Here is a 15,042-nt window from a genome sequence, read left to right on the forward strand (position 1 = left end):
AAATTCGTCGAATTGAAAAGTGATAGGTAGGGAAGTTGTAAATGCAACATATTGGGCAGACTATTGCTAATCTCCAAAAAATGAAGGGTATTAAAGTCACCGAATTAATTGATAATATTGTTTCCAGATCGGAATATTATCGGTTTATCAATGGTCAAACGCAGTTAGCGGTTGACGTTTTCTTTCAATTATTAGATCGTTTACACGTGACTTTAGAAGAGTTTCAATACATTAATAATGAATTTCAACGTACTGACTTTTTTCTTTATCAGGATCAAATTGCTGATTTACTCAGCAATCATAAAGCGACAGAACTTCATCAATTATCCGAAGAAATTAAGCAAAAATATGGTAACGACAAAAATTCTAAATATCAACATTTAGCCATTCAAGCTGAATTATCATCTGATTACTTATTAAATCAAGTGCATACTGAAAAAGCAGATCCATTGCTGAAATATTTTAATAATTTAGAATTTTGGTCACAATACGATATCACACTGTTTTTGAACTGTATCTTTGCGTTTAGTAACAAGGCAATTGATCATTTTTTGCAAACCTTAATGAAAGACATCAACAAATACATGTATTATCCCAGTGAATTAAGTTTAGTAGTTCAAATTCACGTAATTTTATCCTTTTTAGCAATTGAAAAAAAACAAACTGAAAAATTAGCACTCTTGGCGGGATCTTTAAACCAAATTAAATTATCACCTAATCAATTACTAGAACGTTTACTACGAGAATTCATTAATGGAGCCATTCATTATATTAATGGTTTATCAGCTGAAGGAAAGGCTCAAATGGATTCAGCTATTCAAACTTTGGAACACTATTCCATGCAACGTTGGATCCATAAATTAAAAGATTCTGAACAATTAGTTCTTAATTACGAATCATAAAAAAATTAGGACAAAATCCTAGCTTTGGGAGATATTCTCACAAACTAAAAAACTAAGCTTAACGGCTTAGTTTTTTTTATGATGGATACTAGTCTAATGTTATTTCAGTTACGTTATTGGTGTCGTCTCTGCCATAAAATATAATAATTTGTTAAATAAACTGCGCCTAAAACTCCGATAAAAGAAATAATCAACTCTAAAATAGCTGCCGTAAAAATGGCATTATTAATAATTTTAAGCCACGAATAGTGCAATTGTACAAACCAAAGCCACAAAGTTAAATAACTGCCAAAAAAGCTAAACAATAACGTATTTAAGGCTGTAGCAATATTCTTTTGACCAATAACTAATCCTGCATTTAATAATTTTTTTTCAGAAATATCAGGTTGATAGCGAACAATCTCCCAAACACCAGAGCTGACGGCAATACTAGCCTCTGCAATCGCCCCTAACGCACTGATGAGCACCACTACTACTTGAATTTGTGGGAACGAAATCCCCACGCCTAAAACGAACTGCTCAATTTCCTCGGTATCTTCCACAGAAAAACCATGACTGAAAGAAAGTTTAACTATTAATAATGTCATTAATAAGACTACTACTAACATGATTAAAGTAGTTACAACTGCCGTCTTTTGCACTAATGGATTTTTAGTATTAGGATAAATTGCTAAAAAGGTGAGTCCAATAATCAAAATAACGCCCACAATAATCGGCGGAAACTCATCCGCAATAAGCATAATTAAAACAAGTAACAGTAAAAAATTACTACCTAAACTTAAAAAAATCTTCCACCCTTGCTGTCCACAAATTAATAATAAAAGAATTAATAAAACTATCGTCAAATAAATCATTACTTATGTCCTCGTAAAAAATGCCCAGCTAAAAGCGTTGTTAGTGGTACTGCTAAAACAATGCCAATGGCACTGATCACAGTTTGCGTATAGCCTAACGTCATAGTTCGTGATAAGGCAAAACCTAACGTATTGCCATTACGTAAATATAACACCACAATTGGAATTAGTTCTGCTAAGAAAATAAAAAATAAAATATTAACCAATGGACCAATAATTTCACGACCAATTATTAAACCTGATTGAAAAATTTGGTGTGCGGTTAATTCTGGTTGTTCTTGTAGAAGTTGTGCTAAAGAAGCGGTAATGTCTGTAGTTTCATCCATCACTGCTCCTAAAACTCCCAGTAAAGTTTCTGCCAAAAAAACCAATTCAAACGGTTGGATCCCATAATTTAAGGTTTCAAAATGTATACCTTGATTATGACTCAGTTGTAAAATTCCTGCACTCAAGCCCAAAGCCAACAATGTGCTACATAAAGTGGCTATTACTGCAATGAGCGTTTGTTTTGTATGTCCAAAAATAATCCATAAAGTCACCACCGTTACCACTACGGTTAGACCAAAACTCACGGCTAAAATATGCTGATTTTGTAAATTAGTAGTTAAAATTAGCGCTCCTAAAAAAAAGACAATATTTAAACATGCACTACATAAAGCTTGCCAACCTGCTTTTTTTAAGAGTCCAATTAATAAAACACACACTAACAGACTCATCAACCACATAACTCCGTCACGTTTCGGTCCAATAATACTATAGTGTTTAGCCTTTAAATCTTTACCCACAAATAATTTAGTGTATTTAAAATAACGATTTGTATTAGCTTGAGATTTTAAGTACGTGTTATATAGAGTTGCCTCTTGACCACGTTTAGACCCATTCAAAATTTTAACCCGTAATTTCTGCGTAATCCGTTGATCATGATTTTGATAAGAATCTTGTTGATTCTGACGCTTAATTACTTGTACTGATTGAACTTGTGCTACGGTTTGATGCTGAAAGCTTTGCCAATTAACAATGCCTATTAATATCGCCACAACGAAAAGCAAGCCCCACCATTTATTAGCTTGTAACTTTTGTTTCAAATCAAATATCCTTTTCTTTAATGTCTAGAACAAAAGTCGTCTTGCAGCTAAACAATAAACTGCTGACTTTTACATCGACTGAGTCAAGAAACTTTTAACAGCTGAGAATAACCCCATTTTTAGGTTAGGTTTTAAATTTAAAGGTTCAGGTAGTTCGAACTAAATTTTTGTGAACGTCATTAAAAAACTGTAGCTGCATTAATGAATTAACTTTTGCTTAATTCTCCACAAAACATGAGTAACCTACCAGTTATACCATTTCATAATGGCCTATTATACTCCAATCTAAAATTATCAGTCACCTAAACTTCAGCCCGCTTCACATATTTTTGAACAACATTGACAAAATTACTAAGATAACCACTTTTCAGCAAAAGTTTTCTCACTAAAACCACAAGTTAAACAATCGCCTTCAACCACTAATGGTCGTTTAATTAATTTACCATTTTGAGACATTAAAGTCGCCGCTTCATCAATAGTCATCGTAGCTACTTTAGCTTTCAAGTTTTGTTGGCGATAATCAGCACCATGAGTATTAAAAAAATATTTTAAATCACGATCTTGATGAGCACGCAACCACTTAACTAAATCTTCTTTAGTCGGTGGTTGCGCCACTAAATCTTGAAATTCATACTGTACATGATGCTCATCCAAATATTGTTGTGCTTTACGCGAAGTAGAACATTTTTTATAACCGTAAAATTTTTTCATATAATAATCCTCCCCTTATTCAAACAAATAATTATGATTAGTAACTGATAATTCTAGTCATTCCATTGGTTGAAGTCTAAAAAGCAAAAAAGTTTAACTCTAATCTTAAGCAGATTTTTTAATACCAATAATGGATAAATTAAGTTACCAATTACATCATATACTAAAAGACAAAAGAATTAATAGATTAAAAAAGGCGACCAATAATAGGCCGCCTTTTAGCACGTTAGAATAGAAGATAAGTTAATATTAAATTGTAATTGATATTTTAGTACCAGCCGTGGCTCATCCAAAATTGTTGAGCACCAGCCCATGAACCATAACGCGAAGTTACGTAATTATTAGCAACTCGTTCTTGATTAGCTGGTGAATAGTCACCATTCAAATAAGAAGAATCTAATTGATATTTACCATAATAGCGACCGTTTTGGGCAGTATAAGAGCCACCAGATTCACGGCCAGCAATCCATTCGCGAGCACTGTCATAATTACCAGCAGCTTGTTGGTTACTTGCTTGAACTGCTGGTTGTTGGTAACTTGTAGCATTGTTATTAACTGCTTGTTGTACAGAAGCCACAGCTGGTGTGCTTTGCACTTGACTATCAGTGGCTTGCGCAACTTGACCGTCATCTTTGATCACTAATTTTTGACCAACATAAATCATATTAATATCTTGAATACTGTTATCAGCAGCAACTTGATTAATTAAACTAAGATCATTACGAAGTTGTAAGGAAATACCGGATAAAGTATCACCTGGTTTAACTGTATAAATGCTGTCTGCTTTAGCAACCTGTGAAGCACCGAAGAATGAGACAATACTTAAAACTGTGGCAACGGCTACTTGTCTAAATTTCATAGAATATATACTCTCCTTTAAAATAAAAAACGAAAATAAATTTACTAAACGGGCTCTGCCGTTCAACAAAGGATATACTAACAGAGAAATATTACGAAAGTGTTTCAAACTAATAATAAATTCCGAGCTATGTTACAAAAATATTACATAGAATCTAATTGATTTTTTAGATTTATCTTATATTAGAAATGAAAATCTTTTAAAAATCAGCATTTAACTAAATCCTATTATTTAAGGCTTTGCAACTAACAAAATTAATATTTTCACCAATTGATTGCGCCCATAAAAAAAATTGCTAGCAAAAAATGTAGCAATCTTTTTATTCTCAAATATTACAATTCTTCAAAATTAGCCGCTTATTGTTTTTTAAAGTTACTAATTTTCAGCCATTAACACCAAAATTTACATTATGAACCTGAACTAGATTGACTCTCAAGTAACATTTCTAAAAACGAAAATTTATTTATGATAAGGATTGCCGGCATTAATCATCATCGAACGATAGATTTGTTCGCTTAAAACTAAGCGCATGAGTTGATGCGGCATTGTAAATTGACCAAAAGACAATTGGAATTGGGATCGTTGTAACACTTCCGCACTTAATCCCAGGGAACCACCAATTACAAAGGTTAGTTTGCTGTGTCCATAAGTTGTTAGCTCACTGATTTTAGCCGCTAATTGTGGAGAAGTCAGTTCCTGCCCCCTAATGGCCAGCGCAAAAACGTATTCGTCAGTTTTTATTTTCCTTAAGATGCGCTGACCTTCAATTAATTTTACTTGCTCCATTTGAGCCGCACTCAAATTTTCAGGTGCTTTTTCATCATTAACTTCTACTATTTGAAAATTACAAAATTTTTTCAAGCGTTTCGCATATTCATTAATACCCTGGCTAAAAAAATTTTTCTTAATTTTACCAACACCAATTATTTTTATTTTCATTAGTTACTCTTTTCCACAAATTGAAAACACGATTAAATCAAGTCTAGTTAACAAACAACTCAAGTTTATCCACTTATCAACTAATTTTTGATAATTTTGTGGATAAGTTGTCATTTTTTTAAGGTTTGCTCTCGCAGTTATAAACATAATTATCCACATTCATGTGGATAACTTGTTATTTAGACAACGCCAGACAAAAAGAGGTCGGGTCAATAGGCCACACACTCAGATTAAAAAACGAGCATTAACTCCTATTGTTTTCTAAAAGTCCGCCATCCGTGCCTGCCTAGATTGATTAATTCTCTGAAGTCAAGTTCCACTTCGAAATTCAATCAATTGGCAGTGCACCTAATAGGAGACCTTCAACCCAACCTCATTTTGAATTATTTTTATTTTTATTAGAAAACTAATCAGCCTTAGTTAACTTGAGGTCAACTGTCTGTTCTTTACCATCACGATAAAATTGTAATTTAATCGTATCACCAATTGAATGATTATATAATTGCGTATGCAAATCAGCAATATTACTAATCTTTTTGCCATTTAAGCCTACGATGACATCATACTTCTTTAAACCGGCAGTCTTAGCTACTGAATCATTCGAAACTGAGTAGACCAAAACCCCTGAGTTAACATTATCTGGTAATTTCAAAATTGAGCGTTGCTGTTGATTTGGTACTTGATCTAAATCGGCAACTTTCACGCCTAAAGCTGGACGTTCAATTTTACCATTTTGAACTAACTGATTAATAATTTTGACTACTTCATTACTTGGAATGGCAAACCCCATTCCTTCAACCGAAGTTCCATCAGTGCTCGAAGCTAGCTTCATCGAATTGATACCAATAACTTGACCAGCCGCATTGACTAAGGGACCACCTGAATTACCAGGATTAATCGCCGTATCAGTTTGCAAAACTGTTGCTTGTCCAGTTTTTTGACCAGTCTTTTCATCAGTTGTATCAATCGTCCGGTTCTTAGCAGAAATAATCCCTTCTGTGACTGAAGTTGCATATTGACTACCTAAAGGTGAACCAATAGCAATTACTGACTCACCAGGATTAATTGCATCAGAATTACCAAAAGTAGCAATAGATTTAACCTTAGCTGCTTCAATTGATAAAACTGCTAAATCAGTAATTGAATCTGTACCGACTTTCTTAGCCGTAATTTTACTACCATCACTTAAAATGACTTCTAATTTTTGCGAACCAGAAACCACATGATTATTAGTTACAATATAAGCTTTGCCATTCTGCTTAGCGTAAATTACTCCAGAACCTTCACTTGATTCTTGCAATTTATCTTTATCTTGATCATCGGAATTAGAACCTTGTGAACCACCATTATCACCATAAAGACTACCAAATAAAGCGCCTAAAGAACTATCATCATTTTGTTCCTCACGCTGATAATTAATGACTGAAACCACAGAACCCTTAACCTTTTTAAAAGCATTAGTCATCTGATTATTGGATTTCACGGTCACATTACTTATTTTAGTAGTACCAGCTTTACCAGAACCAGCGGTCATCATTTGCGTCGCATTAGAAGCTTGCTGGCTGCCCCAATGGCTAAAACCATAGAAGCCTAATCCCACACCAATAAATGCCGAAACTAAAGCGACAACTGCTATTTTTAATAGGCTTAGATTTGAATTATTCTTCAAGTTCTTGTTCCCCCTTTTAATCTTACTTAATTTATTTTAAACAATGGATTTAAAAAAATCATGAATATTTCTTCAAATTATTGTTAACTTTGTTGCCTGCTGCGAATAAGTATCATGAAGTTGAAAGTCATGATCAACTCCATAATCGTGGCTCATTAATATTTGACTAACAGTTTGATGTGCTAGTTTAGGTAAATTGTTATGCGGACTTAAATGACCTAAAAAAACTTGTTTTGTCCGATTACCAATCACATCTAATAACACATCAGCACCATCCAAATTGGACAAATGTCCTTCATCACTAATGATTCTTTGTTTTAATGACCACGGATATTGTCCTTCCCGCAACATCTCTAGATCATGATTGCATTCCATCAAAAAGCCATCCGCATTTTGAATAACATATTTTACGCGATCGGAAACATAACCCGTGTCTGTTAAATCAACAAAACTATGATTTTGATAATGAAAATTATAAAATTGTGGATCAATTGCATCATGTGACACACTAAAACTTTCAATATCCAAATCACCCAAATTTAAAACACTATTCGCTGCAAAAAAATGTTGTTGTTGTACTGGTATGCGTCCTATTTTAGCACTCATCGCCTGCCAGGTCTTTTGGTTTGCATAAATATCAATGCCATATCTTCTAGCCAAAACACCCACGCCTTGGATATGATCACTGTGCTCATGTGTTACAAACAATGAATCAACTTGATTAATATCTTCACCGATACTAGCTAAAAGTTCTTTGACTTTTTTTCCGGATAAACCAGCATCTACTAAAACCTGACGTTGTGGTGTTTTAATATAAAGACAATTTCCTTGGCTACTACTTGCCAACACACTAATCTGCATTGCTTCAGTCATTAATTTTTACTCCTTGTGTAGTATTCTTCTTAAACACTGCGCCACTAAACGCATTGACACGTCTGACTTGCGTTGTATGGGCACCTTTTGCCACAAAAGCGACATACCAAACTGGAATATAAATCGTACTGTTTTTCACTTTCAATAATTCAGCGTAAGCTAAATCGGCCCATTTAACTTGGGAATTGCTGGGAATTTCATTATTAGTATATAAATTATAAACGGCCCGTTGTTCACTAATAGTACTTTGTTTTTCTCGCAAAACATTCATGGCGTTAACGTAAGTTTGCTCATAACTAACTAGGCGATGATTAACGATTTTAAAATTAATTCGCCCCGTTGGTTCATAGACTTGTCCTAATTGAACCTTTTGCACAAAAACTAAATTGTTATTTGTTGAAAGATGTTTTGAATATTGATAAGACTGGCCATAGGTCACATTTTGCGCTTTAGTCAAGTAGCGATTTAACTGCGCAACTTCCGTTTGTGGTTTTAGAACTAACGGTGTTTCTAAATAACAATTCAACTGCTTTTTAATTTCATCATAACTCCAAGTAATATCACGCAATTTCATTTGATCAGTTCGTAAAACATGCTGATTATCTTTACTAGCTAAATAATAACCTTCGCCATTATGCGTACTTAATTTTCCATTAATCGTGATATTATCTTGATTCATCTCTTTTTCCAAGGTGGAATGCACTGGATTATTGGTGATAACTACCTGATGGCGCGTTTGCGTATAAGAAGTAAATAAAAAGACATCTAATGCAATAAAAACAGCTATAAAAATAATTTCAATTCTGCGAAAGTCCATTATTGCCTCCCACGATTTAACCAATTATCTAAAGTTCGCCACTGATTGTTAATTAAAATATAGTACTCCGGCGTTAAATCAACAATTTGTTTATTTTGTTGATCAGTCATCCAAGTATAACCAATTAAAATTTTCTGCACATTTTTAGGATTATAATCAGCTTGAGCCAATTTTTGCATAACGGTGGCTGTTGAGGGCAACTGAACGGGCGCTTGATCAGTGGGTAAAGGCACTTGTAAAAACTGCTTGGAGAAAGTTAACATCTGACCATCATTAGAATAATTGATGTTCATACTCCCAGTTATTCCTAAATAAAAAATGGGGTAGCCATTAACATAGTCGCGAAAAACTAATTGATTATCTTTATGACTGTAAGAAAATAAATATAGACTATTGAGTGCACTACCTGACTTCACCAAAGTTTGAAAAGATTGATTAAAGATATCACTCGTTGTCTTAGGAACACTAGTTTTAGAATAATCGTTATAAGTGACTTCATTAGTTTTATTATCAATCACTAAACTGCGATTAGAACCACTACGATAAGTGGTTAGATCACCTGTTTTACGCGTGGAAATATTAGCTTCCTGCTGCGAGTTCAATAAATTAGAAACATAAGTATTGTTAGTTTGCTTAGCTGTTAAATAACTAACCTTACTTAAATTCAATGGTCGCTCATAGTAAAGATTGGCCGTTTTAGTTTTAGCATTTTGCTTGATACTAACCGGAATTTGAAAATTATCAGTTTGACTAATTTTTCGTAAACGTTGAACCGCCAATTGACGCTGACGCACTTGATAGACGGCTTGATTATGATCATTTAACAAAAAAATCTTAGCGCGCTGATTTTTAGGGGGTAACGTTATGACAATACGATTAAAATTATGATCACCATGCTGCTGCAATCCATTCTGGTCAATCATTTGTGCCAAGGAATTAATTGTAAAATGTGTGGGATAAATTAACTGCAAAGAATGATTTAACTGTAAATATTTTTGATAACGTGCCGTATTGTGTCGACTCAGTTGCTTAACACCACGCAATTTAGCTGCTTTTAAAATTTTCATTGTCGAAGCAATCATATTTGATTGATTATTATTAGCCACAGACTGTTTATTCTTCTGAGTAATTAATAACTTAGTTGGTAAAAAAATTTCGTTCATTGTCTTAGAAATCGTCACATTACGTTGACTCAAAGTTTGTTGCTTACCACCAGTCGCTAACCCCTGTTGGTATTTCGCATTATTAGTCCAAATTAACCACGACAAAACGACACTTATTAAAACAGCTGTCATCAACAAAGTTCGTAAAATCCAATTATTCAGTTGTTTCATCCCATGCACCCTCGCTTTCGTTAGGATCATATGGTAGTGAAATATAGAAAGTTGAGCCCCGATTTTCGGCACTATTGACCCAAATATGACCTCCTTGAGCTTCAATTACTTCTTTAGCAATTGCTAATCCCAAACCGGTACCACCTTGTTTACGTGAACGAGCTTTGTCAACCCGATAAAATCGATCAAAAACTCGTTTAATATCCTTTCTCGGAATCCCTAAACCTTGATCAGCAATACTTAAAATCAGATTATGATTAGTATCCAATAACCGACAAGTAATGGTTCCACCATCAGGTGAATACTTAAGCGCATTATTAATAATATTATCAATGGCCTGCGTCATTTTATCAGGATCAATCTCTACCCATAAATCGCGCTTCGTAAATGCTCGCTTAATTTGGTAATGCTTGACGGCTTGATGATTTTCTTGAGCATGCTGAGTTTCTTTTTGAATCATTAAGTCAAATCGATCTAAGATATAATTAAACATCTCGTTAAAGTTGACCAATTCAACATTGATTTTCGCAGTACCTTGATCTAGCCGTGATAAGCTGAGTAAGGAATTAACCATCCGGATCATCCGCTCGGTTTCCTCTTGCGTAACTTTTAAAAACTGGGGCGCCAACTGGGAATCACGCCAAGCGCCATCATTTAACGTTTCGACATAGCTCCGCAAACTAGTTAAAGGCGTCCGCAATTCATGCGAGACGTTAGACACAAACTCGCGCCGATCACGATCAATTTTTTGTTGCTCTGTGACATCATGGAGTACACAAACAACCCCCGTCACAAATCCTGTACTTCGTTTAATCAAGGAAAAGTCAGCTTGTAAAATTAATTCTTCACCATCCAACGTATTTTGTGGTTCAATAATTCTTTCTTCTTGATTGCTTAAAATATCATCAAATTTTAGATGGTCAGTTAAACCTAACAATTCAATTAAATCACCGTTTTGTGCCTGTTTAGCATCAACATTTAAATATTCTTGTGCCATTTCATTAATAATCGTAATTTTTCCATGACGATCAGTTGCTAAAACTCCATCAGACATTTGACTTAAGACACTATCCAAACGGCGACGTTCAGAATCAGAGTTTTCTTGTTCCTCTTCAACCTTAACTGATAAATTATTAACAGCTATCGCCAATTGACCCAATTCGTCTTCACTATAGACCCGAACTTGTCCAGAATAGTCACCATTGGCCATGCGAATGGCTTGCCGTTGCATTTCAGCAATTGGTCGCGTAATAGCACGTGCTACCACAATCGAAATTAGTGCACCTAAAATCCCCGCCACCAAGGAAGCCAAAAAGAAGATAAAAACAATGCGATTAATATTTTTATAAACCTGATCCATATCAGCGCGGACATAAACCGCGCCCACTGTCGAATTACTATCACCACTCGAATTTAGTAATGGCGTAATAGATAAATAATAGCTACCATCGCGATCACTATGCGAAATTTGGGTCACCTTGCGTCCAGAATAAATAACATCTTTAATCTGTGAGTTAGCCGTCCGCTTACCCACTGATGCTTGATTATTATCTCCTTTGATGGCTACAATTCGCCCTTGACTATCAATAACTTCCATTTCCGAAATTTGAATATTGGTAAAGTCACGAATGGTACTTCGAATATTTTTGCGCGCTTTGGCAGTATTACTGGTTAAATTAACCGCTAAAGGTGTCGTCAACCAAGATGGCAATTGCACTTGCGTTTCAAAAGTTTCAACGTTTTGTTGTTCCAAACGATGGACAAAATAAGCCCCAATAATCTCAATTGTACTTAATAGTAATAAGATAAACACTAATGCAATTTTAAATTGCATTGAACTAAAAAATTTTGTTCGTTTTGTCACGGCACAAAGCCTCTATTAATCTTTCTTCGTATCTTTAGAATTAGCCTCAGTCTTCAAATAATAACCTACACCACGCCGGGTAACTAAATATTCTGGCTTGCTGGGATCGTCTTCGACTTTTTCTCGCAAACGGCGAATGGTTACATCAACCGTGCGTACATCGCCAAAATAGTCATAACCCCAAACAGTTTGTAATAAATTTTCCCGCGTCATGACTTGACCAATGTGTTGCGCCAAATAGTATAAAAGTTCAAATTCTCGGTGCGTTAATTCCAATTCACGCCCATTTTTCATGACGGTATAAGCTTCGGGTAAAATTGTTAAATTTCCCACCTTAATTTCAGAAGTCGCTGCTTCATTATTGTTGGTTAAATTAACTTTTTGCCGGCGCAAATTAGCTTTCACCCGTGCTACTAACTCGCGATTAGAAAATGGTTTCGTAACGTAATCGTCCGCCCCCATTTCTAAGCCTAAAACTTTATCCAGTTCAGAATCTTTCGCTGTTAACATGATAATCGGTGTATCTTTAGTTTTACGAACTTGGCGTGCAACTTCTAAACCATCAACTTTTGGCAACATCAAATCTAAAATAATTAAATCAGGATTTTCTTGGTCGACTTTTTCTAAGGCTTCTTCACCGTCAAAAGCCACTACTGTTACAAAGCCTTCTTTGTCCAGATTATACTTAATAATATCGGAAATCGGCTTTTCATCGTCAACAATTAATACTTTATTAGCCATAAGGTAGAATACCTCCTTGGTTTCTCATATATCTAGTATACTAAACTTTTGGAACTCATAACAAAATTATCTAATTTTAACCAATGGTTGCACAACAAACTTTTACTAAAACATAGGAAAATTTTGATCATATTTAATCTCAAATAGAATGGTAAAAAATGATAAAAAATTCAAATAAATCATTAGTATCGTTCTACCAATTAGGACTTTCTGATTAGCGTTTTTTAGCTGCTGTAAAGCTTTCGTCGATATATTAGCAATTGCAATCAGAAACAAAATAACCCCAATCACAGTAATAATATCATCACTGCGCGAATAGTTTAAATAATGATTCCAAATAAACATGCTGCCTGTAGCTAACAAGCCACTGGCAATAAAAATAAAACTGGTTAAATTGACTTTATTTGCTCGTATTTTCGTCATAGCCGCTAATAAAAAGAAAAGCAATGCTATCGCCAAAAACGCCGTATCAGTATATGCTGAGAAAAAAATATAAAAAGTCGTCGTAAAAGTTACTCCCATCATCAGGGCAATAAAAAACACTAGTAACAAATTAGTAATTAAGTGGTGAGCTTTCCATCCATCAAGACCAATGACTAAAAAAACAATCGGTAGAAAAAAAATCAAAACGCCCCAAAATAACGTCATTCCCGAGTTTACGTCAATTTTTGCTTGAACTAATGGCCAGATTAAATAGGAGACTATGGCTGAAACCAGCATCATTAAGCCACCTAATAAATATACTTGAAATAAAAACCGATTATCTTCAGAAATAACCATACTGTTTTTTCTTTTCATCGCTAACATGGTTGCTACCCCTTTCTTCAGTTCAAACTAATTCAATATTTTAGGAATAATAATTAACTTTTTAATTTAGTTATTGTCAAAGCATCACAAATATGCTATTATATTAGTTGTGCTTACGGGTGGTTAGCTCAGCTGGCAGAGCAACGGACTCTTAATCCGTGGGTCCAGGGTTCGATCCCCTGACCACCCATCAACCTATTATCATTAAAAGCTGTTATCTTAACTTTAAAGAGTTAGAGTAACAGCTTTTTTAGTTCACCTAGGTTCCTCAAGGTTTTCCAGCACAGGCGCGCTTTTAAAATAAGTTTAATTGAGCAATTCGTTGACACGCTTCTTGATAGCGCGGATTATCAATCAACAAGCCAATGCGAACATAGCCTTCTCCTCGCTGACCAAATCCCGTTCCTGCAGCCACAGCAACGCCAGCTTGATCTAATAAAATATCTGCAAATTCTTGACTGGTCATTCCTAAAGGAGTTGGCATCCAAGCATAAAAAGTTCCCCCGGCTGTTGTTGGTTGCCAACCAATCGCCTTGGCAGCAGCTTCAAAATCATCATGACGCTGTTGATAAAGAGCGACTAATTGTTTCACTGATCTTTGATCACTCAATAAAGCAGCTATTCCAGCTTGTTGAACCGCTGGAAAAACACTAACAAATAAATGATCTTGAATTAAATTTAGTGCTTCAATCATTTCTGGATTGCCCACAGCAAAGCCCAGACGCCAACCAGCCATATTATAAGTTTTAGAAAATGTATATAACTCAATTCCCACTTCTTTAGCATGTGGCGTTTGTAAAAAACTGATCGGTTTCCGTCCATCAAAGCCAAGCGCTCCGTAAGCAAAATCGTGAACAATTCCCACTTGGTTTTGTTGCGCCCAAGCAACTGTTTCCTGGAAAAATTCTGGTGTTGCTACTGCACCGGTAGGATTATTCGGATAATTTAAATATAAATATTTAGCTGCTTTAACTATTTCGGGGTTCAATTGTTGATAATTAGGTAAAAAATTATTCTCTGCTAGTAGTGGTACTAGTTCGACGTTTGTCTGTGCTAAAGCAACCCCAGATAAATAGTCTGGGTAACCAGGATCAGGAAGTAAAATCGTTTCACCTGGATTTAAAAGTGCCAGGGGGAGCTCAACCAAACCAATTTTTGATCCCCCTAAGACTGCAACCTCTGTTTCAGGATCTAATTGCACACCATACTCTCGTTGATAAAAATCGGCTGCCGCTTGTTTAAAAGCTGGTAAACCACGAAATGGTGAATATTTATGATTTTGGGGATTTTGGGCTGCTTGAGCTAATGCCTGAACAATAAAATTAGGCGTTGGTTGATCAGGATTACCCTGACCTAAATTAATAACATCAACTCCACTAGCAATCTTCGCATTAACTTTTTGAACTAAAGTTGCAAAAAATTGGTTTGGTAGTTGCTGTAATAACCTTGATTCTGCAAATTTCATAACTATTACACCTTCTTTTAACCACAATTATATCTTGATGAACCAAACTATCAACCACTTAATATTAATCGGCAAAACTGGTTGGCAAATAATTATTAACAGCATTTTTTCTTTCTGTTATA

The 15,042-nt window shown here is 34.9% G+C and carries 14 protein-coding genes and 1 tRNA gene; 2 read left to right on the top strand and 13 right to left on the bottom strand.

Annotation, left to right across the window (positions count from 1 at the left end; translation table 11 throughout):
- The first annotated feature begins 41 nt into the window (after nucleotides 1–41).
- Complete coding sequence (locus AC3B7A_RS04540; protein ID WP_489754954.1) at nucleotides 42–902, top strand: helix-turn-helix domain-containing protein; 861 nt, start codon at nucleotides 42–44, stop codon at nucleotides 900–902.
- Nucleotides 903–1,015: 113 nt separating this feature from the next.
- Here the strand turns inward: AC3B7A_RS04540 and AC3B7A_RS04545 are convergent, their stop codons facing one another.
- The 12 genes from AC3B7A_RS04545 to AC3B7A_RS04600 all read right to left on the bottom strand — a co-directional run bounded on the left by AC3B7A_RS04545 (nucleotide 1,016) and on the right by AC3B7A_RS04600 (nucleotide 13,455).
- Nucleotides 1,016–1,756 carry a YibE/F family protein gene (locus AC3B7A_RS04545; protein ID WP_489754955.1) on the bottom strand — a complete coding sequence of 247 codons (741 nt, stop codon included), beginning with the start codon at nucleotides 1,754–1,756 and terminating at the stop codon, nucleotides 1,016–1,018.
- Nucleotides 1,756–2,841 (bottom strand): YibE/F family protein, encoded by a 1,086-nt coding sequence (locus AC3B7A_RS04550; protein WP_489754956.1) that lies wholly within the window; start codon nucleotides 2,839–2,841, stop codon nucleotides 1,756–1,758. The genes AC3B7A_RS04545 and AC3B7A_RS04550 overlap by 1 nt, the downstream gene beginning before the upstream one ends.
- 351 nt (nucleotides 2,842–3,192) lie before the next feature.
- A complete protein-coding gene (locus AC3B7A_RS04555) occupies nucleotides 3,193–3,552 on the bottom strand; it encodes an arsenate reductase family protein (protein ID WP_489754957.1) in 360 nt (119 codons plus the stop codon).
- A 268-nt stretch (nucleotides 3,553–3,820) separates the two neighbouring features.
- Nucleotides 3,821–4,411 (bottom strand): aggregation-promoting factor, encoded by a 591-nt coding sequence (gene apf, locus AC3B7A_RS04560; protein WP_489754958.1) that lies wholly within the window; start codon nucleotides 4,409–4,411, stop codon nucleotides 3,821–3,823.
- Between the two features lie 459 nt (nucleotides 4,412–4,870).
- Nucleotides 4,871–5,350: a 23S rRNA (pseudouridine(1915)-N(3))-methyltransferase RlmH gene (rlmH, locus tag AC3B7A_RS04565; protein WP_489754959.1), complete on the bottom strand. Its 480-nt coding sequence runs from the start codon at nucleotides 5,348–5,350 to the stop codon at nucleotides 4,871–4,873.
- Nucleotides 5,351–5,756: 406 nt separating this feature from the next.
- Nucleotides 5,757–7,019, bottom strand: coding sequence for a S1C family serine protease (locus tag AC3B7A_RS04570; protein ID WP_489754960.1), 1,263 nt, complete (start codon nucleotides 7,017–7,019; stop codon nucleotides 5,757–5,759).
- A 72-nt stretch (nucleotides 7,020–7,091) separates the two neighbouring features.
- Nucleotides 7,092–7,892 (bottom strand): MBL fold metallo-hydrolase, encoded by an 801-nt coding sequence (locus AC3B7A_RS04575; protein ID WP_489754961.1) that lies wholly within the window; start codon nucleotides 7,890–7,892, stop codon nucleotides 7,092–7,094.
- Entirely contained in the window at nucleotides 7,885–8,709 is an 825-nt protein-coding gene (locus tag AC3B7A_RS04580) for a two-component system regulatory protein YycI (RefSeq protein ID WP_489754962.1), read from the bottom strand. Before AC3B7A_RS04580 ends, AC3B7A_RS04575 begins: the two co-directional genes overlap by 8 nt.
- Nucleotides 8,709–10,043 (bottom strand): YycH family regulatory protein, encoded by a 1,335-nt coding sequence (locus tag AC3B7A_RS04585; protein WP_489754963.1) that lies wholly within the window; start codon nucleotides 10,041–10,043, stop codon nucleotides 8,709–8,711. Before AC3B7A_RS04585 ends, AC3B7A_RS04580 begins: the two co-directional genes overlap by 1 nt.
- Nucleotides 10,027–11,907: a cell wall metabolism sensor histidine kinase WalK gene (walK, locus tag AC3B7A_RS04590; protein WP_489754964.1), complete on the bottom strand. Its 1,881-nt coding sequence runs from the start codon at nucleotides 11,905–11,907 to the stop codon at nucleotides 10,027–10,029. Before walK ends, AC3B7A_RS04585 begins: the two co-directional genes overlap by 17 nt.
- A 15-nt stretch (nucleotides 11,908–11,922) precedes the next feature.
- On the bottom strand, nucleotides 11,923–12,648 hold the full coding sequence (yycF, locus tag AC3B7A_RS04595; protein ID WP_489754965.1) for a response regulator YycF: 726 nt from the start codon (nucleotides 12,646–12,648) through the stop codon (nucleotides 11,923–11,925).
- A 105-nt stretch (nucleotides 12,649–12,753) separates the two neighbouring features.
- Complete coding sequence (locus tag AC3B7A_RS04600; RefSeq protein WP_489754966.1) at nucleotides 12,754–13,455, bottom strand: hypothetical protein; 702 nt, start codon at nucleotides 13,453–13,455, stop codon at nucleotides 12,754–12,756.
- A gap of 117 nt (nucleotides 13,456–13,572) precedes the next feature.
- Here AC3B7A_RS04600 and AC3B7A_RS04605 point away from each other — a divergent pair.
- Nucleotides 13,573–13,645: transfer RNA gene (locus AC3B7A_RS04605), tRNA-Lys, on the top strand.
- 105 nt (nucleotides 13,646–13,750) lie between these two features.
- Here the strand turns inward: AC3B7A_RS04605 and AC3B7A_RS04610 are convergent.
- Complete coding sequence (locus tag AC3B7A_RS04610) at nucleotides 13,751–14,920, bottom strand: pyridoxal phosphate-dependent aminotransferase (protein ID WP_489754967.1); 1,170 nt, start codon at nucleotides 14,918–14,920, stop codon at nucleotides 13,751–13,753.
- Nucleotides 14,921–15,042: the final 122 nt, after the last annotated feature.

The sequence above is a fragment of the Bombilactobacillus sp. ESL1202 genome (assembly GCF_058107125.1).